The 25,197-nt window shown below is 67.9% G+C and carries 24 protein-coding genes, 1 tRNA gene and 1 pseudogene; 11 read left to right on the forward strand and 15 right to left on the reverse strand.

Annotated features, from left to right (window positions below; translation table 11 throughout):
- Window positions 1-19: 19 nt before the first annotated feature.
- A complete protein-coding gene (locus tag RS83_RS08260; RefSeq protein WP_052678995.1) occupies window positions 20-1,324 on the reverse strand; it encodes an ABC transporter substrate-binding protein in 1,305 nt (434 codons plus the stop codon).
- A gap of 317 nt (window positions 1,325-1,641) precedes the next feature.
- On the opposite strand from RS83_RS08260, the gene RS83_RS08270 reads away from it, so the two are divergent.
- Both RS83_RS08270 and RS83_RS08275 read left to right on the forward strand, forming a co-directional pair.
- Complete coding sequence (locus tag RS83_RS08270; RefSeq protein ID WP_045279026.1) at window positions 1,642-2,649, forward strand: LacI family DNA-binding transcriptional regulator; 1,008 nt, start codon at window positions 1,642-1,644, stop codon at window positions 2,647-2,649.
- Complete coding sequence (locus RS83_RS08275) at window positions 2,646-3,650, forward strand: LacI family DNA-binding transcriptional regulator (RefSeq protein ID WP_419760976.1); 1,005 nt, start codon at window positions 2,646-2,648, stop codon at window positions 3,648-3,650. The genes RS83_RS08270 and RS83_RS08275 overlap by 4 nt, the downstream gene beginning before the upstream one ends.
- A 198-nt stretch (window positions 3,651-3,848) precedes the next feature.
- Here the strand turns inward: RS83_RS08275 and RS83_RS08280 are convergent, their stop codons facing one another.
- From RS83_RS08280 to RS83_RS08315, 8 genes are all read right to left on the reverse strand, one after another.
- A complete protein-coding gene (locus tag RS83_RS08280; RefSeq protein WP_045279086.1) occupies window positions 3,849-4,469 on the reverse strand; it encodes a nucleotidyltransferase domain-containing protein in 621 nt (206 codons plus the stop codon).
- A gap of 212 nt (window positions 4,470-4,681) precedes the next feature.
- On the reverse strand, window positions 4,682-5,947 hold the full coding sequence (locus RS83_RS08285) for an MGH1-like glycoside hydrolase domain-containing protein (protein ID WP_052678997.1): 1,266 nt from the start codon (window positions 5,945-5,947) through the stop codon (window positions 4,682-4,684).
- Window positions 5,944-7,695, reverse strand: coding sequence for a hypothetical protein (locus RS83_RS08290; RefSeq protein ID WP_045279028.1), 1,752 nt, complete (start codon window positions 7,693-7,695; stop codon window positions 5,944-5,946). The genes RS83_RS08285 and RS83_RS08290 overlap by 4 nt, the downstream gene beginning before the upstream one ends.
- 27 nt (window positions 7,696-7,722) lie before the next feature.
- On the reverse strand, window positions 7,723-8,661 hold the full coding sequence (locus RS83_RS08295) for a phosphogluconate dehydrogenase C-terminal domain-containing protein (RefSeq protein ID WP_269429882.1): 939 nt from the start codon (window positions 8,659-8,661) through the stop codon (window positions 7,723-7,725).
- The gene (locus tag RS83_RS08300; protein WP_045279029.1) at window positions 8,658-9,452 is read right to left on the reverse strand and encodes a sugar phosphate isomerase/epimerase family protein; all 795 of its coding nucleotides are present in this window, start codon (window positions 9,450-9,452) and stop codon (window positions 8,658-8,660) included. Before RS83_RS08300 ends, RS83_RS08295 begins: the two co-directional genes overlap by 4 nt.
- Window positions 9,449-10,306, reverse strand: coding sequence for a triose-phosphate isomerase family protein (locus RS83_RS08305; protein ID WP_082071582.1), 858 nt, complete (start codon window positions 10,304-10,306; stop codon window positions 9,449-9,451). Before RS83_RS08305 ends, RS83_RS08300 begins: the two co-directional genes overlap by 4 nt.
- Before the next feature lie 16 nt (window positions 10,307-10,322).
- Window positions 10,323-10,793 carry a ribose-5-phosphate isomerase gene (locus tag RS83_RS08310; protein ID WP_045279030.1) on the reverse strand — a complete coding sequence of 157 codons (471 nt, stop codon included), beginning with the start codon at window positions 10,791-10,793 and terminating at the stop codon, window positions 10,323-10,325.
- On the reverse strand, window positions 10,786-12,537 hold the full coding sequence (locus RS83_RS08315; protein ID WP_045279031.1) for a dihydroxyacetone kinase family protein: 1,752 nt from the start codon (window positions 12,535-12,537) through the stop codon (window positions 10,786-10,788). The genes RS83_RS08310 and RS83_RS08315 overlap by 8 nt, the downstream gene beginning before the upstream one ends.
- Window positions 12,538-12,635: 98 nt before the next feature.
- Here RS83_RS08315 and RS83_RS08320 point away from each other — a divergent pair, with 98 nt between their 5' ends.
- Both RS83_RS08320 and RS83_RS08325 read left to right on the forward strand, forming a co-directional pair.
- The gene (locus tag RS83_RS08320; RefSeq protein ID WP_045279032.1) at window positions 12,636-13,364 is read left to right on the forward strand and encodes a FadR/GntR family transcriptional regulator; all 729 of its coding nucleotides are present in this window, start codon (window positions 12,636-12,638) and stop codon (window positions 13,362-13,364) included.
- An 84-nt stretch (window positions 13,365-13,448) separates the two neighbouring features.
- Window positions 13,449-13,537: transfer RNA gene (locus RS83_RS08325), tRNA-Ser, on the forward strand.
- Between the two features lie 839 nt (window positions 13,538-14,376).
- Here the strand turns inward: RS83_RS08325 and RS83_RS18760 are convergent.
- Window positions 14,377-15,177 carry a hypothetical protein gene (locus RS83_RS18760; protein WP_156153158.1) on the reverse strand — a complete coding sequence of 267 codons (801 nt, stop codon included), beginning with the start codon at window positions 15,175-15,177 and terminating at the stop codon, window positions 14,377-14,379.
- 129 nt (window positions 15,178-15,306) lie between these two features.
- A pseudogene (locus RS83_RS19245) lies at window positions 15,307-15,420 on the reverse strand (hypothetical protein); the annotation flags it as partial.
- A 211-nt stretch (window positions 15,421-15,631) separates the two neighbouring features.
- On the opposite strand from RS83_RS19245, the gene RS83_RS08335 reads away from it, so the two are divergent.
- The 3 genes from RS83_RS08335 to RS83_RS08345 all read left to right on the forward strand — a co-directional run bounded on the left by RS83_RS08335 (window position 15,632) and on the right by RS83_RS08345 (window position 18,189).
- Window positions 15,632-15,955, forward strand: a complete 324-nt coding sequence (locus tag RS83_RS08335) for a hypothetical protein (RefSeq protein WP_045279034.1) — start codon at window positions 15,632-15,634, stop codon at window positions 15,953-15,955.
- A 127-nt stretch (window positions 15,956-16,082) separates the two neighbouring features.
- Window positions 16,083-16,319, forward strand: a complete 237-nt coding sequence (locus RS83_RS18765) for a hypothetical protein (RefSeq protein ID WP_156153159.1) — start codon at window positions 16,083-16,085, stop codon at window positions 16,317-16,319.
- A gap of 304 nt (window positions 16,320-16,623) precedes the next feature.
- Window positions 16,624-18,189 (forward strand): CoA-acylating methylmalonate-semialdehyde dehydrogenase, encoded by a 1,566-nt coding sequence (locus RS83_RS08345; protein WP_045279036.1) that lies wholly within the window; start codon window positions 16,624-16,626, stop codon window positions 18,187-18,189.
- A gap of 168 nt (window positions 18,190-18,357) precedes the next feature.
- Here RS83_RS08345 and RS83_RS08350 read toward each other — a convergent pair whose 3' ends face one another.
- On the reverse strand, window positions 18,358-19,896 hold the full coding sequence (locus RS83_RS08350; RefSeq protein ID WP_045279037.1) for a PucR family transcriptional regulator: 1,539 nt from the start codon (window positions 19,894-19,896) through the stop codon (window positions 18,358-18,360).
- Between the two features lie 122 nt (window positions 19,897-20,018).
- Between RS83_RS08350 and RS83_RS08355 the strand changes: the two genes are divergently transcribed.
- Complete coding sequence (locus RS83_RS08355; RefSeq protein WP_045279038.1) at window positions 20,019-21,350, forward strand: aspartate aminotransferase family protein; 1,332 nt, start codon at window positions 20,019-20,021, stop codon at window positions 21,348-21,350.
- A gap of 18 nt (window positions 21,351-21,368) precedes the next feature.
- Here the strand turns inward: RS83_RS08355 and RS83_RS08360 are convergent, their stop codons facing one another.
- The gene (locus tag RS83_RS08360; protein WP_045279039.1) at window positions 21,369-21,884 is read right to left on the reverse strand and encodes a hypothetical protein; all 516 of its coding nucleotides are present in this window, start codon (window positions 21,882-21,884) and stop codon (window positions 21,369-21,371) included.
- Between the two features lie 162 nt (window positions 21,885-22,046).
- On the opposite strand from RS83_RS08360, the gene RS83_RS08365 reads away from it, so the two are divergent.
- Together RS83_RS08365 and RS83_RS08370 are read left to right on the forward strand one after the other, a co-directional pair.
- The gene (locus RS83_RS08365) at window positions 22,047-22,910 is read left to right on the forward strand and encodes an AraC family transcriptional regulator (protein ID WP_045279040.1); all 864 of its coding nucleotides are present in this window, start codon (window positions 22,047-22,049) and stop codon (window positions 22,908-22,910) included.
- 55 nt (window positions 22,911-22,965) lie between these two features.
- Window positions 22,966-23,586: a GyrI-like domain-containing protein gene (locus RS83_RS08370; protein WP_045279041.1), complete on the forward strand. Its 621-nt coding sequence runs from the start codon at window positions 22,966-22,968 to the stop codon at window positions 23,584-23,586.
- A 12-nt stretch (window positions 23,587-23,598) separates the two neighbouring features.
- On the opposite strand, the gene RS83_RS08375 is transcribed toward RS83_RS08370, so the two are convergent.
- Entirely contained in the window at window positions 23,599-24,243 is a 645-nt protein-coding gene (locus tag RS83_RS08375; RefSeq protein ID WP_045279042.1) for a LysE family translocator, read from the reverse strand.
- Between the two features lie 74 nt (window positions 24,244-24,317).
- Window positions 24,318-24,710: a nuclear transport factor 2 family protein gene (locus RS83_RS08380; RefSeq protein WP_045279043.1), complete on the reverse strand. Its 393-nt coding sequence runs from the start codon at window positions 24,708-24,710 to the stop codon at window positions 24,318-24,320.
- A gap of 87 nt (window positions 24,711-24,797) precedes the next feature.
- Here RS83_RS08380 and RS83_RS08385 point away from each other — a divergent pair, with 87 nt between their 5' ends.
- A complete protein-coding gene (locus RS83_RS08385) occupies window positions 24,798-25,178 on the forward strand; it encodes a winged helix-turn-helix transcriptional regulator (protein ID WP_045279044.1) in 381 nt (126 codons plus the stop codon).
- Window positions 25,179-25,197: the final 19 nt, after the last annotated feature.

Below are 25,197 nucleotides of genomic sequence, written 5' to 3' on the forward strand. Positions count from 1 at the left end.
CGCGCGGGACCGGACGGGATCAGCCCTGGTCGAGGGCGTCCTGGACGAGGCCCATGAACTCCTCGGCGGAGAGGCCGCCGGTGACCAGCAGTGCCGCGTTGGTCGACGAGACGCTGCTCGCCTTGGCGTTGAAGAGCGCCTCGAACCACAGCACGCTGTCGGTGCTGGTCGCGATCTCATCCGCGACGGTCTGCGAGATCGCCGGCAGTTCGACCGCGTCATCGGCGATGAAGCCGGTGATCTGGCCCTGCTTGAGCGCCTCGTTGCCGTAGTTCTCTGCGATGCAGCCGAGCCAGGCATCCGTGCCCTCGTCGGAGGCCGCGGCGCTCATGGTCGCCGGCAGGCCGACGTTCGAGGGGTATGCGTCGGGCGTGCCCTTGCCGCCCTCGACCGCGGGGAAGTTGAAGAACCCGACATTGTCGGCGCCGATCTGGTTGCCGTCGCCGTTGATGTTGCCGAGGATCCAGCTGCCCATGTAGATCATGGCGGCCTTGCCGGTGAGGAACTCGTTGTACGAGCTGTCGATGTCGAGCGAGGTGACGTTCTGGTCGAAGTAGCCCTCGGCTCCGAGGTCGGCGATGGCCTGCGCGGCCGCGACGTATTCGGGGTCGGTCAGCTTGGCGTCGCCGGATGCGACCTTCTCGAGCGCGTCGTCGCCGACGCTGCGGAAGAGGTAGGTGCTGATCAGGCGGGTGATGGGCCAGCCCTGCTCACCGGATGCCGTGAACGGGGTGTAGCCGGCTGCCTTGGCCTCGCCGGCGATCGTGGTCAGGTCGTCCCAGGTCTCGGGGACGTCCCAGCCCTGCTCTTCGAAGATCTGCTTGTTGTACCAGATGCCTTCGATGTTGTACTGGTACGGCAGGAAGTTGAACTCGCCGCCGTAGAGCTTCTTGATCGTGGAGACCGCGCCTTCGGCGATCTTGTCCCGGACGCCGAGCTCGGTGAGCTTTGCGTCGAAGTCGACGAGGTAGCCGCCCTTGGCGAGCTTGGCGCCCTCCGAGGGGTTGCCGCCGGCGGAGAACATCTGCGGCAGTTCGTCCTGGGTGGCGAGGAGCTGCACCTGTGCGTCGAGGTCGGCCTGCGGCACCGAGTTGACCTCGAGCGGCATCGCCTTCTCCTCTGCGGCGCAGGCGTCGGCGCCGAGTGCCTCGAGGACGGGCTGCGTCGTGGTGTTCTCGGAGTTCTTCAGGAACTCGAAGCTCGAAGCGCTGGATCCGCCGCCGCCGTCGCTCGTGCAACCGGAAAGGACGAGAACCCCGGCGCTGGCCAGAGCGGCAACGCTGAGGAGCGGCTTGCGAAGGCGCCGCCGTTCTGCTGTGAACACATTTCCTCCTTGAAAGTGGCATCCCGTTATTGAGACGTTTCAAAACTGATGGTAGAGCGTGATGGGTGGGGTGTCAAACGGATACTGCCAAGAATATCTGCGCACAGGCGAGGCGCGGGGCGCCGAGATGGGCCAGGATGATCGCATGGCTATTGAAACGTCACAATCTCTCGCGGGCATCGTCGGCGACGCCGAGCCGCCGACCGCGGGAACGACGTCCCGGGGCGAGGCGCGATCGGGCGCGTGCGGCGAAGGCGGCCTGCCGGAGCGGAGCAGGTAAAGTGACAGATCGTCCACAGAATCGAAGGAGTCCGCGCATGGCCCGTGTCGGAATCCGCGATGTGGCGGTGCTCTCCGGCGTCGCAGTCGGCACCGTCTCGAACTTCCTGAACCACCCCGACCGGGTCTCCGACGACAAGGCGCAGCGCATCAGCGCCGCCATCGACTCGCTCGGCTTCGTCCCCAGCAACGCGGGCCGTCAGCTGCGGCTCGGCGTCAGCAGTGCGATCGGCTACATCGCGCCGGACGTCAGCAACCCCTACTTCGCCGAGATCGCCGAGAGCGTGGAGCTACGAGCGAGCGAGCTCGGCATCACGGTCTTCCTGGCGAACTCGCACCGCAACCGTGATCGCGAGAACACCTACATCGAGCTGTTCGAGCAGTACCGCGTGCAGGGTCTGCTGATGTCATCGCACGTACCCGTGGAAGACCGCCTCGCCCAGGTGCGGCGCCGTGGCACGCCATCGGTGCTGGTCGGCCAGCACGCCCAGTCCGATGAGCAGCCCTCGGTCTCGCTCGACGAGGTCTCCGGTGGTCGACAGGCCATGCGCCACCTGCTCGACGTGGGGAGTCGGCGCCTGCTGTTCGTGGGTGGTCCGCTCGACATCCCGCAGGTGTCCGCCCGTCTGGCCGGTGCCGGCGAGGTCGTCCGGGAGTTCGGTGCCGCGACGCTCGAAGTGATCGATGAACCCGACCGCACCGTTCGTGGTGGTCGGCGGGTCGGTGCCGCGCTGCTCTCCCGTCCGCCGGAGATGATGCCGGACGGCATCTTCGCCGCGAACGACCTGCTCGCGCTCGGCATCATGAACGCGCTCGTCGCCGGCGGCGTCGACGTGCCTGGCACGACCTCCATCGTCGGCTACGACGACATCGAGTTCGCGGAGGCCTCGCTGATCCCGCTCACCACGGTCAAGGGCCGCCACGAGGGCTTCGGCATCGCGGTCGTCGACCTGCTGTTCGACACGATCGGCGGCCGCGTGATCGACGAACCGCGTCGCGTCTTCGAGCCGGAGCTCGTCGTGCGCGCCAGCACCAGGCGGCGCTGACCGTGGCGGCGAGCATCCGCGACGTCGCCGACCGCGCCGGCGTCTCGGTCGGCACGGTGTCGAACGTGCTGAACCACGTCGACCGGGTCAAGGAGGACTCGGTGCGACGCGTGCACGAGGCGATCGCCGAGCTCGGCTACGTGCGCAACGACGCGGCCAGGCAGCTGCGAGCAGGGCGCAGCCTCATGGTCGGGCTGGTCGTGCTCGACGTGCGCAACCCGTTCTTCACGGAACTCGCGCGCGGGGCCGAGCGTGAGGCGGCCAGACACGGCCTCTCCGTCGTGCTCGCCAACAGTGACGAGGACATCGCGCAGGAGGCACGGCACATCGATCTGTTCGAGCAGCAGCGGGTGCGCGGCATCCTGCTCTCGCCGTACCAGGAGGTCGGCCCGAGGCTCCGGCAGATGAAGCAGCGCGGCATTCCGGCGGTCCTGGTCGACCGTCGCAGTGCCGACGAGCAGTTCAGCAGCGTCTCGGTCGATGACGAGCTCGGCGGGTATCTCGCCGCTCGGCACCTGCTCGACTCCGGTCACCGACGCCTGCTGTTCGTCGGCGGGCCGCTCGACATGCGCCAGGTCGACGATCGACGCAGGGGGGCGCGCCGCGCCGTCGGCGAGGTCACGGATGCCGAGCTGCAGACGCTGCCGTCAGCGGCATCCACGGTCGATGCGGGCCGGACCGCCGGCGACCAGGTCGCCGCGATGGCCGCAGCCGATCGACCGGACGCGATGTTCTGCGCGAACGACCTGGTCGCCCTCGGCGTGCTGCAGGGGCTGCTGACCCACGGCATCCGCGTGCCGCAGGATGTCGCACTGATCGGCTTCGACGACATCGACTTCGCGGCCGCCGCTGCCGTGCCGCTGTCATCGGTTCGCCAGCCGAGCGGGCTCATGGGTGAGACGGCGCTGCGACTCCTGCTCGAGCACAGTGCCGACCCGGAGCGAGAACCGGAGCACATCGTCTTCCAGCCGGAGCTCGTGGCCCGCGACTCCACGGCCTGATCCTGCTTCAGCGGCACCGTTGCGGCCGCTCCCGAACGATGCCGGCATCGTGCGGGGAAGGCATGCCGTAAACGATCGTCAACGGCGTGCGACAGATCAGGCTCGGTTTGGGTCTCCGAGACGCCGAGCGGAATCGGCTTTCGGCAGGCGTTTACGGAAGACCCATCACCCAACTGCTGCCTGCGAGTCCGGCGCTCGTCAACGAGATCGTACGAGTTCCTCGATCCACGGGTGACCAGGGTGGGCGGTCTCCAGTGCGCATCGAAGCCACGCCGAGGCTTCGTCACTCATGGATGAACGAGCGGCATCGAAGTCCAACCGATCCTGCGGCCGAAGTCCCGGAGCTTTATGGAGTAGCTGGATTTCCGGACGCAAGTACTCCACGCCTGCCTGCGACCAGAGAATTTTGTCGAAAGGGAGTGTGACCCTCGGGTCTCGCTTGTAGGTCCATAGCGCCGGGGTGGCATCCATCAGAATGACGTCGTACTCCCAAGGAGTCGCGCCGTTGGGCCGTAACCACAGATTGCTGCAGGTGTCCGGAACCGGCCTGTCCGGGTTGGCAAGAGGGAGCAGGTCGCCTTGGTTTGCCGCCCATACGTCCAGGCGGTCGACGACGTGCGCGCGCAGCCGGTTTGCGTCGGAACGAGGGATGCTCGGGTCAATATCGCTGTGAGGTCGAGACACGCCGGTGAACGCCTCGATAGCCCACCCACCAGCGATCCACCACCGGCCGGGGTAGCCCTCGAAAAGCTCAATCACGTCAATGACCGTGCGCGGATTCCACGGTCCGTAGAGTCGCACGATCTCGTTGTGGTCCACAGTGTCGATGCTACGCATTCCACAGCCGGAGCCTTCGAGAGCGTGTGGGGAGCATGGATCGCACGCCGAAACGAGTGGCTTCGGCAGTTGCGCCAACGCTGCCGGCTGACTGCACGACACGGGTCGCGCACCAGCCGAAACCGCGCCCCGACGTCTTCGACAGCGCGAGAGAGGGAACCGCGATCGCCGACGGCATGGTCAGACGACGGTGATCAGAACTCCGCGACCACCGGTCGGCCGTCGAGGAAGGCGATCATGTTCAGCACGAGGAAGTTCCAGTTCTGGAAGTTCCTGGTCATGATCGGCTCGCCCGTATCCGGGTTGTAGAACTCGTGCAGGCAGCCGGTCGTGGCGAGGTCGCGGCCGAACAGCTCGACCGTCTGCTCGGCGAGCTCGCGGGCGTCATCCGCGAAGCCGTACTTCTGCAGCCCGCGGAACACCAGATAGTTGCTGATGCCCCACACCGGTCCGAGCCAGTTCGAGGGGTTGTTCGAGGCCCGCAGGTTGTACGGCTTCTCGAGCCGCGACAGGGTGCGCACCCCGAAGTTCGCCCGGAACGTGCGGGTCTCCTGCAGCCGCTCGCGCATCCGTTCGGCCTGGTCCTGCGAGGCGATCCCCGCCCACAGCGGCAGGAAGCTCGACCAGTTGTCGACGCGCAGCAGCAGCGACGACCACGACCGCGGTGCGCCGCTGTGCAGCCAGTCCTCACCGTCGATCTCACGGAAGGCGAGGTCGGCGCTGTAGTAGGTGCCGTCGCGCTCGTCCCAGAGGTGCGTGTTGACGGCATCCGCCAGATCCTGCGCTCGTCCGCGCCAGACGTTCGCCTCGGCGAGGCGGTCGAGGTCTTCGAGCAGCGAGCCGAACGCCAGCAGCTCGCGGTACAGCAGCGAGTTCAGGTAGATCGAGGCGGTGCTGCGGTCGGGCCGGTAGTAGACGGACGGATCGTTGTCGACGCCGACCGCGAAGTCGGTCTGCCAGTAGGCCAACCCGGTCTCGGCGTGGAGGTGGCTCTCGAGGTAGCGCTCCAGGAAGCGCTGGAGCACGGGGATGCCGTCGCGGATCCACTCCGCGCTGCCCCGTCGACGGACCAGGAGTGCGGCCTGCTGCACGATCACCGGCTTGTGCATGTTCTGGGAGAACCCGGCGGCGCGGCTCGGGTCGCCGTGCAGCAGCGGTCCCTCGGGCTTCAGCAGCAGCGGCATCACGCCGTCCTCGTCGGTGTGCTCGAGGAAGTTGCGGATCGTCCCCTCCTCGTACGTGCCGAAGCGTCCGGTCTCGCCCGTCTCGAGCTCGACCTGGCCGAGCACGACGCTGATGAACCAGGAGTCCCAATCCCACAGCGCGTTGGAGTAGTAGGGGGAGTCGGGGGAGCTCGGCACCGTGTACGGATGCGTGAGCACCCCTGAGGGTTCACGGGTCATCTGCATCGCGTGCTCGATGACGTGCGTGCGGAGGTCGTTCTTCCAGGTGTCGATCACGGGGTCTGTTCCTCAGGCGGGGTGGTGAGACGGATGCGGGTGACGGAGTCGGCGGCGAGCGATACGGTCGCGCGTCCGGCCGGAGTGACGAGTGTCACCGAGCGGGGCGCCTCGTCGATGTTCGCGAGCAGGACGTCGTCGTGGGAGTCGGAGCGGGCGCCGATCGCCCAGACGAGCCCGTCCGGGCTCGGGCCGGTGAGCAGCACCGCGTCGTCGATGTCGGCGAGCGCGGCGAGCTGTCGGAGTGCGTCCGCCACCGGAAGCGGGGTGCCATCGGCGTCGCGGATGCCGCGGGGTCCCCATTCCTCGAACCACGCGATCGAGTCAACACCGGGCACGGCCAGTGCGGCAGCGCTCGCGACGGTCCAGGCGGCGAGCTCTGGCGCGGACTGTCGACTGTCGTCCATACCGGTGAACTCCGGGCCGTAGCCGTCGCGGAGATCGGGGTGCGGCGAGAGCGGCTGTGGCGCAGCGGCGACGTCGTTGAACCTCGGTCGAAGGGCGATCGGACCGATGTGCACCGGTCGGCCGGCGGCGCGTGCGACGGTCTCCTGGGCGACGAGCCGCTGCATCGCGACCGACTCCACGAGCTGTTCGGTGTCGGCGCTGTGGAACAGTGGCGTGACCGTGACCGCCAGGCCGTCGAGGTCGGCCGGAAGCCGATGCAGCTCGCGGTTCAGCTCGGTGAAGTGCGAACGGCTGCCACCGATCACCGGCAGCGAGCGTCCATGATCCGCGAGCGCTCGCCGCAACAGGTCGATCGCCTCGACGTCGGACACGTGCCTGGCGCCGCCGACCTGGTGGAACGCGCTGGCCCTGACGACCTCGACGCCGTCGAGTGCGGCGACGGCCTCGGCGACCTTCTCAGGGGCAGCGGGATCGAGCACGAAGCGCACATCGAGCGGCAGGCCGGAGGATACGGCCCGTTCGAGCGCCGCGCGCCAGTCGACACCGGCGAGGTCGGTTTCGACGAGCAGGCTCGAGCCGAGCGATTCGACGACCGGCGCGGGGTCCGGCGCCGATGACGCGGCGACCCCGATCGAGGGGAAGCGACCGGCGGGATGCAGGGTGATCGCGGTCTCGGCTGGAGCATCCGCTGCCACGTCGGCCTCGACCGGGACCGCGCTGATCCGCAGCGACTGCACGACGTGCTCGCCCGCCGCGACGCGATACGGGAACGGCAGCGAGAGCGGGCGGCTGTACGTCTTGAACGAGGCATCCGTCCAGTTGCGCTGGTCTTCCATCTCGAAGACGTCGCCGGTGAACTCGACGTGCACCTGCACGCCGTCGTCGGTCCAGCCCAGCGATGCGATGTCGAACACCGGCTGGTGCGCGCTGATCTCGGCGGTGAGCCGGGTCGTCTCGGTGGTCCCGTCAGGGTGCCCCACCGCCAGGTCGTGTCCTGCGAGCTGCGGCGGATGCAGCACGATCAGCCCGGTGCGGTTCGTGTCGACGTCGCGCGCTGCGACGAGGTCGAGCGTGACGAGCAGCGCGGCATCGTCGAGCTCGATGCGCAGGGTCCCAGCGAACACCTCCGACCGCACCGCGAGCTCAGTCGCAGTGCCATCGGCGGCCACCGAGTCGACGACGAGCGGAACCGTGTTCCAGTCGCCGTCGCGCACCACCGGACGGATGCTGCGCAGCACGCGCCGCCCGCCGAATCGCAGGTCGGCGATCTCGTCGTCCCGTCGCTCGAAGCTCCAGGTTCCGAGCATCCGCTGGTCGCGCTCCTGGCGCCTCCACGTCATCGCGGGTCCTCTCGGAGTCCTGCCATCTCAACGCTCGATGTGCTCGAGGTGCAGCATCCTGGCGAGGTTCTTGTCGAGCTCATCATCCTGGAAGATCTTCTTCCAGTCGTCTTTGATGATGCTCTCACGGCCATAGTCCATGGCGATCAGGCAGGCGTCCGAGAACGGGTTATCGCCGCGGAGGCCGTTCGCGAGGGCGACCTGCGTGTGGCCGTAGAGGATGCTGCGGGCAGCCGCCTCCGGCACGCCCATCGTGGTCACGGTCTCGTGCAACGCCTCGTTGAGCAGTGCGCCGATCATGCACGCGACCGTCTCGACGAGCGTGGGCTCGAGCTGCGCGAGCTGCTTGATCGTGACCCAGTGCACGTCGATGACCGGGGCGTAGATCGCTCGGACGGTCTCCTCGACGATCGCCCGCTTGGCCGGGTCGTCGCTCTCGATCGCGGCGATCGCGTCCTGCGGGGCAGCGATGCCCCCGAAGGTGTCCGCCCACTGCTCCGGCGTCTCGCGCTGCAGGAAGATCGACGGGTGGCACGGGTGGGCGACGGCCTGGATGACGTCGTCGCGGGTCGCGAGCAGTCCGGCGTAGGCGGCGGCAGGGTCGAGGGTCAGCACGATCGCGCCCGCACGCAGCTGCGGCACGAGCTCTGCGGTCACCGGGCCGAGGGCGAGGTCGGGCACGGCGAGCACGACGATGTCGGCATCCGCGACCGCGACTGCGGCATCCGTCAGTTCGCGTCCGGCGTCGATCGTGCGCTGCTGGCCGGCCGGCGAGTTCTCGACGTACCAGACCGTGTGATCGGTCTTCACGAGGTTGTTCGAGACGCGCATGCCCATCTTGCCGCCCGCGCCGATGACGGCGATCTTGTAGGCGGGTGCTGAGCCCGTCGAATGGGTTGCTGAGCCTGTCGAGTGGGTTGCTGAGCCTGTCGAGTGGGTTGCTGAGCTTGTCGAAGTATCGCTCATGGTGTGCTCCTCAGATGTTCCAGGGTGATGCGGGTCCATTCCCGCTCGGTTCGGATGGTGGTCTCGGCGTCGTCCTGCCAGGGCAGCCAGTGCTCGACGATCTCGTTGATGCCGCGCTCGCGCGGACGCACGGTCGCCAGCAGGTGGTCGTAGTCGTGCAATCCGCTGCCCATCGCGGTGCCGGAGTAGGTGAAGCCGACCCAGCCGGGCTGGCGGGCGAAGGCGAAGTCCTTCACGTGCACGTTCTTCGTGATCGTCGCCGTCTGCTCGATGCAGGTGCGGGGGTTCTCGAGGCGGGCGACGACGTTCGCCGGGTCGAGGCAGATGCCCAGGCTCGGACTGCCGACGCGCTCGATCACCTCGATGAGGTCGGCCGTCGCCACCTGCTCGTATGTCTCGAGGGCGAGCGTCACACCGGCGGACTCATAGGCACGGATGCCGCTGCGCAGCAAATGCTCCGACTCGGCGAGCGAAGGCCGGCTGTCCGGTCCGAACAGCATGCTCCGCACGAGCCGGGCGTCGAACACCTCGGCGAGATGCAGGAACCGGGTGAGGTGCTCGGGCACGATGCCCTTCGTGCCGAGCTCGATCGTGACGCCGAGGTCGCTGGCCGCGCTCGCCGCATCGCGCAGCTCGGCGTCGCTCATGGTCTCCAGCGGTGCGTAGTCGCAGATCTGGAAGAGTTGGACGCCCTGCTCGCGGGTGTCTTCGAAGGCGTCGATCAGACTCATCGGCGCGGGCGCCCGGTCGGAGTGCTGCCAGAAGTACGCATACGTGCCGAGCCCGATCACGCGGTCCCCCCACTGGATCCCTGAGCGGTCCCCTCGACGGTCCCCCGAATGGGTCCCTGAGCGGTTCCCTCGACGGTTCCCCGAATGGGTCCCTGAGCCTGTCGAAGGGCCGCCGCCGCCGCCTCGTCCAACACGCTCACCAGGGCATCCGGGTCGTGCGCGAACCGACCGAGGAACACGCCGTCGACGTCATCGCCGAGCGCCGTGATGAGTCCAGGACCGGCAGCCCCGCCGTAGATGACGGCCGAACCCGCACGGTCGGAGTCCGCATCGATCGCGGCGCGCAGTGCCAGGGCGACGACCCGGATGTGGTCGTGCCCTGCCGGCTCGGGGGCGCCGATCGCCCAGACCGGCTCGTAGGCCACGATGACGGCTCCGGGGCCGGCGCCTTCGAGGGCGGAGCGCAGCTGCGACACCGCGACGGCCGCGGCATCCGACGCGTCCTGCTGTTCGGTCTCGCCGATGCAGAGCAGGGGAGTGAGCCCGCTCGCGAGCGCTGTGCGGGTCTTGGCCGCGACGACGGCATCCGTCTCGGCGAAGAGTCGGCGGCGCTCGGCATGCCCGATCTCGGCGATCGATGCGCCGACCTCCGCGAGCTCGGCAGCGGAAACCTCACCCGTGAACGCGCCCGATACCTCGGCCGCGGCATCCTGCCCGCCGATGCGCACGGGGGTGCTGGCGAACGCCTGCAGCGCCGGGATGACCTGCAGATACGTCGGGGTGATGAACAGTTCGACTGCGCCCGACATGACGGCGTCGTGTGCGCGCACGCGGTCTGCGACGTCAGCGAACCACGCGATGGCGCGCTCGTGCCCGAAGTACATCTTCAGGCTCACCCCGACGGTGACGGTCATGCGTGTGGTCCTGTCATCAGCACTGGCCGGTGGTCTCGTACTCGTCGATCACGGCGACCTTCTCGGCGCTCGCGCTCGACTCGTCGAAGCGGTAGCCGAGCCACTCGCGCACCAGGCGTCGAGCGAGCTCGATGCCGACCACGCGCTGGCCCATCGTGAGCACCTGGGCGTTGTTCGACAGCACTGCGCGCTCGACCGAGAACGAGTCGTGCGCGGTGACGGCGCGGATACCGGCGACCTTGTTCGCGGCGATCGCAACGCCGAGGCCGGTGCCGCAGAACAGCAGTGCACGGTCGGCCTCGCCGCGGGCGACGAGCTCGGCTGCAGCGATCGCGACGCGGGGATAGGCGGTGTGTCCGTCACCGTCGACACCGACGTCGACGAGGCTCGCGACGGCGTCGCTTCCTTCGAGGTCCTTCTTCAGGATCTCCTTGTAGTCGAAGCCCGCGTCGTCGGATCCGATCACGAGACGGAGAGGTTCAGGCATGATGGCTCGCTTTCGGGGCGGTCGATGTCGAGGTGAGCAGGTCGCCGATGGCGGTCACGATGAGGGAGAGGCTGACGGCACCCGGGTCGGGGGTGCCGAGGCTGTGCGCGCCGTGCGTGCGGGCGCGGCCCAGACGCGGCAGCAGGTCGGAGGTGGCGGCAGCGGCACTGGTGGCGGCAGCGGCGGCGCGCGTCCAGGCATCCGTGAACGCGGCGCCGGCGTCGATCGCACCGGCGAGCTCGGTCGAGAACGGCACGAGTGCATCGACCAGCGTCTTGTCGCCGACCTCGGCCTTGCCGTAGTCGTGCACGCCCCGTGCGGCAGCGGTGACCCCGGCGGCGACGGCGCTCGCAGTCGGTCGCCCTGCGTCGCCGAGCTGCATCGCGAGTGCGTTCAGGATCACGCCCCAGAGCAGCCCCGAGGTGCCGCCGGCCTTGTCGGCCCAGGCATCCGCAGCGTGCGCGAGCACGGTCTGGGCGCCGGCGCCGGCATCCGCTGCAGCCGAGCCGGCGGCCAGCGCGGCGTGCGATCCGCGCTGCATCCCGATGCCGTGGTCGCCGTCGCCGGCGATCGCGTCGATCCGGCCGAGTTCGTCGACGTTCGCATCGACCACGTCGACGATCACCTGCAGGGCGGAGCGGATCAGTGCGGCCACCTCGACGGAGTCGTCGTCGCCCCGCTCGATCGCTTCGGCGGTGACGACGGATGACGCCGCCACCTCGGCGCGTGCGGCGGCTGCGACCGACCCACGGCGATACGCGGGGGTGTCGACCGGGGTCTCCCAGAGGGACTCGAGCTCGTCATCGAGCCAGAACAGCGTGAGCGAGGTGCCGGCCATGTCGAACGACGTGCAGTACTCACCCACGTGCGGGTCGACGAGCACGAGCCCTGCATCGGTCAGGCGCTCGGAGATCCGCCGGTAGACGACGAACATCTCCTCGTACTTGAGCGATCCGAGGCCGTTGAGGATCGGTACGACGCGCGCACCGGCGATGTCGACGGATTCCGGGATCTCGGCGAGCAGCTTCTCGACGAGCAGATCGGCGAGTTCATCCGCGGTCGGGATGTCTGTCTCCTCGATGCCCGGTTCGCCGTGGATGCCGAGGCCGATCGCCATGCGCCCGGCCGGAACCGTGAAGAGGGGCTGCCGTGCACCGGGCAGTGTGCAGCCGGTGAAGGCGACGCCGAAGGATCGTGTCCGTTCGTTGGCCAGCGACGCGATGCGTGTCACCCCGGCGAGGTCGTACCCGGCCTCTGCGGCGGCGGCCGCGATGCGGAAGACGGTGAGGTCGCCGGCGATGCCGCGGCGTCGATGCCGCTCGGACGGCGGTGCGCTGAAGATGTCGTCGGTCACGACGACCGTCTCGCAGGCGATGCCCTCGTCGCGGAGCCGCGCCTGGGCCGCGTCGAAGTTGAGCACGTCGCCGGCGTAGTTGCCGTAGCTCAGGAAGACGCCGGCGCCGCGGTCCACGGCCGTGGCGACCGAATGCACCTGCTGCGTCGAGGGCGAGGCGAAGAGGTTGCCCATGGCGGCGCCGTGCGCCAGGCCCTGGCCGACGAGTCCGCTGAACGCGGGGTAGTGACCGGACCCACCGCCGATCACGACGGCGACCTGCCCATCGGGGACGACGGTGCTGCGGATCACGCCGCCGGGTACGCGGCGCACGGATCGCTCGTTCGCGGCGACGAATCCGTCGATCATCTCGTCCGCGAAATCCGCGGGATCGTTCCACAGTCGAGTCATGAGACCTGCTCCTCCATCGGGGGTCGGTGTCTATATTGGCGAACCGGTTGACCAATTGCAAGCCGTGATCCGACGTTCGGGCCGGTAGGTTGGGACGCATGCCCGCTTTCTCCGGCGAACCGACAGACGACATCGCGGCCGCGCTCGGCGCGGTCCCGTCCGGTGCGCCCGCGTCGGAGGTCGCCCGCCGCCTGCTCGACCTCTTCACCGGAGGGTCGGTGCCCGCCGGCACGCGGCTTCCCCCGGAGCGACAGCTGTCAGCAGCCCTCGGCGTCGGGCGCTCCGCTGTGCGCGAAGCCCTCGCGGCGCTCGAGATCCTCGGGATCGTCGACGTTCGTCCCGGATCCGGGACCTACCTGCGAGGAGCGGCGAGCGAACTGCTGCCGCAGACGTTGCGGTGGGGCCTGCTGATCGGCGAACGGAACACCGCCCAACTGCTCGAGCTACGAGAAGGGCTGGAGATCTTCGTCGCCAGGCTGGCGGCGGCGCGCGCCGACGATGCGATCATCGCCAGACTCGAACGCAGCGTCGTGCGGATGCGTGACAGCATCGACGAGCTCGGGGCATTCGCGAAGGCCGACCTCGACTTCCACCACGCGCTGGCCGAGGCCGCAGGCAACGAGACGCTCACCGATCATGTGCACGTCGTGCGCTCGCTGCTGCAGGTGTACGCGGATCGTGCGGTGCACGACCCGGCGCACGCCGAGCAGGCGGTCGCAGAGCACGACGCCGTGCTGGCCGCGGTCCGAGCGGGCGATGCGGATGCCGCGGCATCCGCCATGGCCGTGCACATGGCCACCGCCACCGCGCGCCTCCTCGACGCCTGAGCCGGGTTCGAACGCCCAGTTCGTCGTTGCTCCCACGACCCGTTATGATGATCAGGTGCATCCGTGCTTTCGGGCCGGATGCCTGGAGACGTCGCATAGTCCGGCCGAGTGCACCACCCTGCTAAGGTGGAGTCCCCTCACGGGGACCAGGGGTTCAAATCCCCTCGTCTCCGCAGAAATCAGGCGCTTGATTCCTTCTTCTCGAAGGGAGCGGGCGCCTTTCTGTTGTGTGAGCGTCTTGAGAGAGGCCCGACCTCTCGTGGTTGTTGAGCAGAGCGAGGGACTCGCGGTCCTGCTGTTCGCCCATTACATGCGCATACACACGCAACACAGTGCGGGGGGCGTCTCCCAGCCAAGCAGCGACCTGGTTCAAAGAGATCCCTGCTCGAAGCCACTGCGATGCGGCGTAGTGGCGAAGCATGTGGACTCTGCGTCCGCCCGCAGTTGCCGCCCAGGATGTTGTATCGGCGGAATAGATTCATGCGGAGTCGGAGGCCGGTCACCGTGGTGAATAGATACTCCTCTGGTGCCTTGCCGGAGGCGAACCCCAGAGAGATCTCATGGGCATGGTCCGTGAGTGGCACATGAGCTTCATTGGGACCAACGCGGGAGCGATGATGTCGTCATGTCGCCCGATGCGCTGCACCCAGGATCGAGCGAGGCCTTCGTGGAACTGTGTGACACCGGGAGGAACGCTCGGCGGCAACCCGTCTCGAGCCGCCAGCGCGCTCACGATCGGCTCGCGGAGGCCAAACGGGTACCCGTCATAATCCAGGGTTAGCGCCAGGTTTCTCAGAAGCTCGTGCAGAACCTCGACTCGACGGAGGCCTGATGTCATGATGGCAAGAGCGCGGCACCCCGCAAGCACGCTTCAGACCATGACACGAATAGGCCTTCCCGCTAAAGCGCTGATCAACGCCCGCGAAGGTGGAGTCCCCTCACGGGGACCAGGGGGTCAAATCCCCTCGTGTCCGCGGAGAGTACCTGATCAGAAGCAAGGTTTCGGCCCGTGCTACTCAGCAACCTCCGCGAGGGCCGCAGCCGCGCGATCGCCGGCTTCGCGTCCGACTCGGATGGCGCCTTCGAGATGCAGGGGAGGGCTCGGATACAGCACGAGTCCCCTTGCTTCATGTGCGAACTCAGACACTGACTCAATCGCTTTCACGAGGCTTGCCCACCGCAGGTAAGCGACGTCATCGACTCGTCTCAGGCAATCCAGCACCGCCGATGCCAGCTGGCTGGTGAGAATGACGTCTTGTCCAACGAACCCCCACATCACCCATTCCGCGATCAGATCGACTTGGCGGTCGCGCTCCGGCTCAGGGAATCGTCCGACAATCGCGAGACGGATGCTCCGCTTGAACTGGTCGTAGTCGAAGGGGCGCTCCCGTCCGCGGGGCTTCTCCGTCCTGCTGCGCTTCAGTACCCGTCGAGGAAGCGGGGCTGCAGCTCCTGGATGTCGCCAGACCTGACCTTGCAGACCGGCGACGGCCACAGTGGGCATCTCAGGCAGAGTCGGATATCTGTCGGCGAGCCATGCGAGTACCTGGTGGGCGTCACTCCAGCCCTCTCTGCCGCGACGGTCGCGTCGACCGCGTGTAGAAAGCGCATAAAGAACGACGGCCATGCGATCGCGCTTTCGCAACTGCTGTTCGACTTGCTCGGCGATCTGGTGATCCCACAGCCAGCCGACCGCGCGCCGTTGCGTCAGTTCTTCATCCGGATTCAACGGGTGGAAGGAGCCTGCGCGCTCCAGGGCGGCCATGGTGTCCTCGACCACCTCGCTGACCTCGGTCATCGAGAGACGGCTCATGACCCCGCTTGCGATGTCGACTTGCAATCGCTGCGGATCGAACAGGCCCCTGGCGAGTGAACTATCTCCCGATCGTCGAACCGCCACACTCCGAAGGTCTTGGCTTACCGGTGCGCTTTCTTTCGTGTTGAACCGATGCTGCGGCCTGCCTTCGCACTCTCTGGTCCTCGTGATCCCGTATCCGTTGGCGATTTCTCGAGTTTTCACGACGCGGGTATCCGAGTCACAGTAGTAACACTTCATCGGTCCTCCTGGACTTTTCTTCGCCCCGGGGCGGATCGCCCGCGGTTGTGATGGGCAGTCTATGACTAAGTGAGTCTCTCAACACTCGCCAATGTCCATGTGGGTGACAGCAGAAGTCCTTGTGGCGGGTATCTGAAGGTTGACAGCCTCATTGGATGCCCGCATAGTCGATGCATCGGAGTTGGTTGCAGCACGCGAAGAGGAGTGTTCGATGGCACAGGAAATTGTGATCGCCGGCTCGATCCAGGCTGTCGGCACCGCGCTCGCCGCGGTGATCTCGACATACAGAGGATCGCGCGAGGTGCGGAAGTCCGAGATGGAGGTTCTCAGGACTCGCCTGGAAGAAGTTCATGCGCTCCTCCGGATTCAGGGGAACGCCAACCTCGCGCGCGCATCGATCGAAGAGATCATCGTCACCCAGCGCTTGGTTGATGGGGGCAGCCTGTCTGGGAAGGCGCTCGAATTCGCGCTGGAGCACATGTTCCGTCTCTCTCAGTACAACATCCGGGTGGTCGAGGCATATGCGCGACGCTAGCCGTTGGTCGTTCGGCCGCCCCGCGGCGCCCGACGAGAAAAGTCAGAGGAGTCTCGTCGGGCCCGGGGCGTCCGGAGATCACGCCCTGCCAGCGATGACGTCAGTGGAAAGCACTGGTGCGACTCAGATGGCGCTGAATGTGCTCGTGGCGCACGTTGATGAGGACCGAGCGCAGGCTCAGGATTCGTCCCCTGATCCTGTTCGCGATCTGATGGTTGGGTTGGGTGATGCGATCGACGCGTGGGTCATGCGCAATGGGTTGCAGGGCGTCCCGCGGGCAATCGTCCTGGACCAAGCGATCCTTGCTCTGAACCAGATGCGGCCGGTGGCGCAGATCCGGGATTCGTCGGATGTCAGAGCGTGAGCTCGTCCCTCTTGTTGCTGCCGCACGAGCGCGCCTGTTGGCCGCGCTCGTCCCCAATCTCGAATCGACGTACCTCCACGTCGCGCTGCTCCAGATCCGCGCGAGAGGGCACGTCGCGCGTGCGGCCATTCAGGTTGCGATCTGGTGGGATGGCCTCTGAGCCAGGCGCCTGAATGTTTGAGGCTGCCCTAGCGACTGCCGGATCGTCCACCGCGTGGATGGCTGAGGGACGTACTGGCACGAGCATCCGTCGCCATGGATTGGTTTACTGGTGGCATCCGTCCCCCGATCTCCGAGGTGAAGCATGACCATCACTGACTCCGCCGCCGCGCCCGCCACGGACTCGGCTCTTCCCGTCGTCTCGCACTGGATCGACGGCGCAGAGCGTCCGTCGACCAGCGGCCGCACCGCCCAGGTCTACAACCCGGCGACCGGCGCTGTCCAGGCGCACGTCGCGCTCGCGGATCAGGCTGAGATCGACGCGGCGATCGCTTCGGCCGACGCCGGTTTCCGGGTCTGGTCCGGCTACTCGATCGCGAAGCGCCAATCGGTGCTGTTCGCGTTCCGGGAGATCCTGAACGCACGCAAGGGTGAACTCGCCGAGCTCGTGACCTCTGAGCACGGCAAGGTCGTCTCCGATGCGATGGGTGAGATCCTGCGCGGCCAGGAGGTCGTCGAGCTCGCGACCGGGTTCCCGCACCTCATCAAGGGAGCGTTCAGCGAGAATGCCTCCTCTGGCATCGATGTCTACTCGCTGAAGCAGCCGCTCGGCGTGGTCGGCGTGATCTCGCCCTTCAACTTCCCGGTGATGGTGCCGCTGTGGTTCGTGCCGATCGCGATCGCCGCCGGCAATGCGGTCATCCTCAAGCCGTCCGAGAAGGATCCGTCTGCCGCGCTCTGGCTGGCCAGGGCGTGGCAGGATGCGGGTCTCCCCGATGGCGTCTTCACGGTGCTGCAGGGTGACAAGCTCGCGGTCGACGGGCTGCTCGAGTCGCCCGTCGTGCAGTCGATCTCGTTCGTCGGCTCAACGCCGATCGCGCAGTACATCTATGAGACCGCGTCGCGCAACGGCAAGCGCGTGCAGGCGCTCGGCGGCGCGAAGAACCACATGCTTGTTCTGCCGGATGCCGACCTCGATCTCGTCGCCGACCAGGCGGTCAACGCCGGCTTCGGTGCGGCCGGTGAGCGCTGCATGGCGATCTCGGTCGTGCTCGCGGTCGAGCCCGTCGCAGACGATCTGATCGCGAAAATCACCGATCGCATCGCAGCATTGAAGATCGGCAATGGTGCCGGCGTGGACGGTGTCGAGCCCGACATGGGGCCGCTCATCACCGACGTGCACCGCGACAAGGTGTCGGGTTACGTCGACATCGCCGAGGCCGACGGCGCGAAGATCGTCGTCGACGGCCGCGGCTTCACGGTCGACGGGCATGAGGACGGTTTCTTCTTCGGACCGACCCTGATCGACGGGCTGCCGACGACCTCACGCGCGTACACGGAGGAGATCTTCGGCCCGGTGCTCTCGGTCGTGCGGGTCGAGTCGTACGACGAGGGCCTCGCGTTGATCAACTCTGGCGAGTTCGGCAACGGCACCGCGATCTTCACGAACGACGGGGGAGCGGCTCGCCGCTTCCAGAACGAGGTGCAGGTCGGCATGATCGGCATCAACGTGCCGATCCCGGTGCCGGTCGCGTACCACTCGTTCGGCGGCTGGAAGAAGTCGCTCTTCGGCGATGCGAAGGCCTACGGTGTGCACGGCTTCGACTTCTTCACCCGCGAGAAGGCGGTCACGTCGCGGTGGATCGACCCCGCGACGCGCAATGACTCCTCGCACGGCGGCATCAACCTCGGGTTCCCGCAGAACAGCTGACCCTCTCTCCTTCCTGCCCCCCTCCTTCCTGCCCCCTCCTTCCTGCCGACCCGGCCCCTTGTGCGCGACCCGGCCCCTTGCGAACGCGCGCAAGGGGCCGGGTCGGCGAGAAGGGGGTGGCTCGACGGGGTGCGGTGGGACGGGGCGGAGCGAGGCGAGGCGGGATGCTCAGGCGCGCGTGAGCTGCAGCGCCGACCACACCTCGGCGCGCGCCGCGAACGTGTCGAGGTTCAGATCGAGCAGCGCGCTCGCGGCATCCACGCGGGCGCGGAGGGTGTGACGGTGGATGCCGAGGGCCTTCGCCGCCGGATCCCACGCCCCGTTGTGCTCCAGCCACACCTCCAGCGTGCGGCGCAGATCGACCGGCGCGGATGCCTCGTGCAGCGGCAGCAGCATCCGTCGTGCAATGTCATGCGCGCGCGTGCGCTCCAGATGTCCGAGCAGGCCCGCGTGTGCGAGTTCGTCGAAGTCGTTGACGGGCTGCGCCGGCGTCGCCCGTGCGAGCGTCGTCTGTGCCTCTGACATCGCCTCGGTGAAGTGCTCCCAGGTGGTGGCCGCCGAGAACCCGGCGAGGGCCCGATGTCGTGCGAGCAGGCCGAGGAGGTCGTCGCGGTCGTCGGCAGGCGTCACCGTGACGATCCGGTGCGCGTGCTCAGCGAAGAACAGCGCCCCCTGCCGTTCGCCGGCGATGAGCTCCAGCGCCGAATGCAGGGAATGCGCGCCGCCCTCGTCGTCCGGCGGCGCGATGAACCCGATGCGGATCGGGTCGGCGGGCAGCGGTCCCCACAGATGCTCGACCGTGCGCTGGGCGACGCCGGTGACCCCGGCGATCAGCAATTCGAGCACGCCCGATCGCAGCCGCCGCCTGGCGTCGTCGAGCGTGCGGCTCTGCTCGAGCGCGATGCTCGCCAGCGCGATGACGGCCTCGACCAGGTCGGCGCGGGCACGGTCGAGCGCGCCGGTCCCGGTGCCGACCGCGAGGATGCCGCGCAGGTCGCTCTGCTGCCCGAGGGTCTGCAGCGTGACCTCGCCTGCGGTCTCGCCCACAGCTGCGGCGAGGCTGATCCGCTCCGCCGCCGTGCGTCCTCTGGCCAGCATCCGCGCGACGGCGGCGTCGACCTCGGGGGCCAGCGCATCCGGGATCTCGCGCCGGGTCGGCACCCGCACGCGTGCACCCGAGGCGTCGAACAGCGCCACCCAGCACTCCAGGTTCCGCTCGAGTTCGCGCAGGATCTCCGAGAGCCCGTCAGGGCGCAGCGCCGCCCGCGCGACCGACCGTTGCGCGCGCAGCGAGGTCTCGAGCATCTGCCGGTCGTCGTCGGCGACCGCGTCGGAGACGAAGCGGATGATCCCCATGAACGGGGTGCGCCGCGGCACCTCGAACAGCGGAAGGCCGTGCAGCACCGCAGCATCCGACAGTGCAGCCGGGATGCGCTCGTGCACGATGCCGGTCGCGAAGCCGAGTGCGATGACGCCATGCTCGACGAGCCGCTGCACGTAGGGGGCTGCTGGTGTCGGGTCGTCTCCGCCGAACTGCACGCCGTCGGTGAGGAGCAGCCCATCAGCGCTGATCCAGGGCGTCGGATCCGGCAGGTCGGAGGAGTGCGCCCACAGCAGCGGATGCGCGAGCACTGCCTCGTCGACGTCGCTGACCGGGCGCAGATCGAACCGGTCGTCGTCGATCAGGGCGCGAAGGGTGGCAGGCATCCTCGCATCCTCGCCGACTGCCGTTCTGTCCGTCAAGCCGAGCGGCACTGTACGAACTGTCGCTTGGCTGCGGATGCAGGTGCTGAGAGGATCGGCATACGCCGCAGACCCGAAGGACCCCCATGACGACCACCACGCCCTCCGCTGCCTCCGCCCTCACCAACGCCGAGGTGTCGAACGCCGACCGCTCGCGCGTCTTCCACTCGTGGTCGGCGCAGGGTTCGCTCGCGCCGCTGCCGCTCGCCGGCGGATCCGGCACGACGGTGTGGGATGCCGAAGGCAACCGCTACCTCGACTTCTCGAGCCAGCTCGTCAACGTGAACATCGGGCACCAGCATCCGAAGGTCGTCGCCGCCATCCAGGCGCAGGCCGAGATCCTGACGACGGTGGCCCCCGCTCACGCGAATGCCGTGCGTGCCGAGGCGGCCCAGCTCATCGTCGACATCGCGCCGGATGGCTTCGAGAAGGTGTTCTTCACCAACGGCGGCGCCGACGCGAACGAGAACGCGATCCGCATGGCCCGCCTGTTCACTGGGCGGGACAAGGTGCTCTCGACCTACCGTTCGTACCATGGCAACACGGGTGCCGCCGTGGTCGCGACGGGCGACTGGCGCCGAGTGCCCAACGAATACTCGCGTGGCCACGTGCACTTCTTCGGCCCGTACCTCTACCGCTCCGAGTTCTGGGCGACGAGCCCGGAGGAGGAGTCCGCGCGCGCACTGCACCACCTCGAGCGCGTGGTGCAGGCCGAGGGTGCAGACAGTATCGCTGCGATCCTGCTCGAGACGATCCCGGGCACCGCCGGCATCCTGACCCCGCCGCCCGGCTACCTGGCCGGCGTGCGTGCGATCGCCGACCGCTACGGCATCCTGCTGATCCTCGACGAGGTGATGGCCGGCTTCGGTCGCACCGGGCAGTGGCTCGCGCTCGACGCGTTCGATGTGCGCCCCGACCTCATCACCTTCGCGAAGGGCGTGAACTCCGGCTACGTGCCGATCGGCGGTGTGATCATCTCGTCGGAAGTCGCGCACCACTTCGATGAGCGGGTCTTCCCCGGTGGCCTCACCTATTCAGGCCACCCGCTCGCGGCGGCCAGCGTGGTCGCGACGATCAACGCCATGCGTGAGGAAGGCATCGTCGAGAACGCCAAGCGCATCGGCGCCGAGGTCATCGGTCCGCGCCTCGAGCAGCTCGCCGCGCGGCATGAGCTGATCGGCGAGGTGCGGGGCAGCGGCGTGTTCTGGGCGGTCGAGCTCGTCGAGGACCGCGACACCAGGGCGCCCCTCGCCGCAGCGTCGATCGGTGCACTGAAGGGCGACCTGCTTTCGCGGGGTCTGCTGCCGTTCTTCGCCGACAACCGCATCCACGTGGTGCCGCCGTGCGTGATCACCGCCGAGGATGCGACCCGCGGGCTCGACATCATCGACGAAGCCCTCGGCGCCTTCCAGCGCTGAGCCGACGACGCAGCGAGGTCAGAGCGCGCCGACCCGGGCCGAGCGGGCGACGCCGACGACCTCGCAGTCGGTGTTCTGGTCGGCGATTCCGAAGCGGATGAGCTCTCGCGAATCGGCGCGGTAGTCGGGCGGTGCGGCGTCGAGCGTGCCCGCATCCAGCAGGATGAACTCCGCCGAGGTGCCGACGACGCGGAGCATGCCGGTGGGCAGGCACTGGACGGTCAGCTGGAATTCGGTCGGCGCGCTGTGCACCGTCGCGCCCGAGATCGACCAGGCGGTGAACTCGTTCGCGACCGAGGTGCAGATCCAGTTCTGCTGGGCGACACCGGTCACGCGGATCACCCCGGTGTTCGCTCGGAGGTGCGGAGTCTGGCGGAGTTCGAGCAGGATGCCGACGGTTCCAGCCAGCACGTCGACGACGACACGCGTGATCTGCGCGTCGTGCAACAGGCTCGGATCGAGGAACGGATCCTCCATGTCGGCGAGCGCCGGTGCGTGCAGCGGTGCTCCGACAATCACATCGTTGACCTTCATGATTCGCCCTCCCCAGAAGCGGTCCAGTCTTCGAGACTAAGTCTCCGCCGTTCACATACCTGGGATCGCGCTGTGATCAGGTGCTGACCCGATCGCATCGGGTCAGGATGATCGGATGGTGGGAGGCGCCCGCGCGGAGGATGGAGGGAAAAGGAGGACCGCATGATCGGCACGCTCAACGCACTGGTCGACCTCGTCGAGCGCGACGCGTCAGAGGAGATCGATGTCGTCGCATTCGCCTGCGACCACGGCACGACCGAGTATCACCTGCGCCGGATGTTCTCGTCGCTCGCTGGAATGCCGCTGTCGGAGTACGTGCGTCGTCGTCGGATGACGCTCGCTGCAGCCGAACTCGTCGGGGGAGCCCCGAACCTGCTCGACGTGGCAGTGCGCCATGGGTACGGCTCGGGTGAGGCGTTCGGCCGAGCGTTCCGTGCGGTGCACGGGATCAGTCCGGCTGACGCGCGTCGAGACGGTGGTCCTCTCCGAACACAACCCACGCTCCGGTTCCGCCTGAGCGTCGAAGGGAGCAGCCCGATGGACGTCACCATCATCCACCGCACCGAGCTGGTGCTCGCCGGCCACGCCGCCCGCGTCCCGCTCATCCACGCGGGCGTCAACCCGCACATCCAGCAGCACATCGCCGCGATCGCTCCGAAGGAGCACACGCGCCTGAAGGCGCTCAACGACACTGAACCTCGTGGCATCCTCGCCATCACGGATGACATCGATCCGGATGCGCCGGAGGGCACTGAGCTGACGTACCTGCACGGCGTAGCGGTGCAGCCGAGCACGCCGGTTCCAGACGACCTCGACACGATCCGGCTCGATGCCGGCTCGTGGGCGGTGTTCTCGTCGACGGGCCCGTTCCCCGACGCGCTGCAGACGCTGTGGGCGGCGACGGCGACGGAGTGGTTCCCATCGAACCCGTGGCGCCTGCGTCCTGGCCCATCGATCGTCCGATACCTGGACTTCACCGGCACGCACGCGACGTGCGAGCTGTGGCTCCCGGTCGAGGCGGCGTAGCGATGCTGTCCGAACCCTCTGGCACACTGAGACGCACGATCCGAGGAGGCACCGCGTGGCCATCGACCTGAAGAAGACGCTCGGTGCTTATCGGGCGAAACGCGACGAGTTCCGCATCGTCGAGGTGCCGCCGATGCAGTACCTGATGGTGGACGGTGCCGGGGATCCGAACACCGCCGCGGTCTTCGCGGATGCGGTGACGGCGTTGTATCCGGTGGCGTACGGCTTGAAGTTCGCCGCCCGCAGGGAACTGGGGATCGACACCGTCGTGATGCCCCTGGAGGGCCTGTGGCACGCGCCGGATATGGATGTCTTCACTGCTCGGCGCGACAAGCACGCGTGGCACTGGACGCTCATGATCATGGTGCCCGACCACATCACGCGGGAGATGTTCGAGCGGGCGCTCGCCGGAGCCGCCGCGAAGAAGGATGCTTCACCGAGCCTCGGCGCGGTGCGTCTGGAGACCCTCGATGAGGGACTCTGTGTGCAGTCGCTGCACCTCGGTTCGTTCGACGACGAGGGTCCGACGCTCGACGACCTGCATCACCGGTTCATCCCCGAGCACGGGCTCGCGATGCGCGGCATCCACCACGAGGTCTACTTCAGCGACGTCCGTCGCGTGGAGCCTGCGAAGCGGCGCACGATCCTGCGTCAGCCGGTGACCCGCCTGGCGTGAGGCCCAGACCGGTCAGGTGGCGGGCTTCTCGTTCCACAGCAGCAGGACGGCGCCGAGGCCGATCATCATGCCGCCTCCGGTGGCCGACATCGCGGAGAGTCGGCGCGGCGAGCGTCCGAACCAGCTCCGAGCGGCACTCGCGAGCAGCACCCACACCGCGTCGCAGGTGACGCCGATCACCACGACGATCGAGCCGAGCACGAACAGCTGCAGCGGCACGGATCCTGCGTGCAGGTCGACGAACTGGGGGAGGATCGCGAGGAAGAACGCGATCGACTTCGGGTTGGTGACACCCACGACGAAGCCCTCGAGCAGCAGTCGCCATCCAGGGCGTGCCTGGCCGGCGTGCGCGATCGTCGCGGCGGCGTCTTTCCGATGACGGATCGCCTGGATGCCGAGGAAGATCAGGTATCCGGCGCCGAGCACCTTCACCACCGTGAACAGGACCACCGATTGGGCGATGACCGTGCCGACGCCGAGGGCGACACCGAGGACGAGCACGACGGATCCGACCGCGGTGCCGATGATGCTGAGGAACCCGCCCAGGCGTCCGAGAGCGATCGAACGACCGATCGTGAACAGCACGGTCGGTCCGGGGATCACGACCATGATGAACGCCGCAGCGATGAACGCGAGCAACGTGGACGAGGCGATCATGGTGCGAGCTTAGGGGCAGGCGGCGCAGCAGCGTCAGGGGGCGGACGAACGAGTCATCCGCACCCCTGAAACCGTCAGGCTTCGCCCCAGAACCGGTCCTCTGCATCCTGGTCCTCGCTGATGAGCCAGACCTCGGCGATGCGGCCGTCGGCGATGCGGAACACATCGATACCGTGCTGGTCGAGGTCGACTCGCCCCTCACGCTGAGCGGAGAAGCGCACGGTGGTCGAGACGAGCTCGCCGGCCTCGGTCGCCGACTCGGTCTCGAGCGCGAAGGTGCCCCCGCTCGTCTGCATGAATCGGCCGAGGTGAGCGATGATCGCCTCCGGTCCCACGTGATCGCCCGAGAGCGGGTTCGTGCCGGGCTGGTGCCACACGGCATCCGCCCGGAAGGTCGCAGCGAGCGCCTCCATATCGCCGACGGCCATGGCCGCTCCGTACTGTCCAACGACGTCGATTGCCGACATGCTGTTCCTCCTCGATGACTCGATACTCTGAGCTTCCAGGTTCGCCAGCAGGTGCTGGTTACTTCAACGTCACCGAGAGGGCAGCGCATGTCGACCGAGTGGACCGTGTTCTCGGCCAAGTGCCCCTCGCGTGCCTCGCTCGCGCGGATCGCGAACAAGTGGACCGCCATGATCGTCGTGCTGCTGCACGAGCAGCCGATGCGCTTCGGCGAGCTGCACGGTCGTGTCGAGGGCATCACGAAGAAGGTGCTCGTCGACACGCTCCGGGCTCTGGAGCGTGACGGGATGCTGCAGCGCGAGACCGGCGATGACGGCCACGCCCGCTACGGGTTGACCCCGCTCGGCCGCACGTTGCACGAGCCACTGCAGGCGCTGCGGCTGTGGGCCGAGTTGCACGTGGACGATGTGCGCGAATCGCAGGAGCGGTACGACGACGCGGTGGATGAGCGGGTGCTCGGCGGGGCGTAGGTCGAAGCACGCAGAGCGG

The organism is Microbacterium oxydans, from assembly GCF_000956525.1.
Classification (GTDB): domain Bacteria; phylum Actinomycetota; class Actinomycetes; order Actinomycetales; family Microbacteriaceae; genus Microbacterium; species Microbacterium oxydans_A.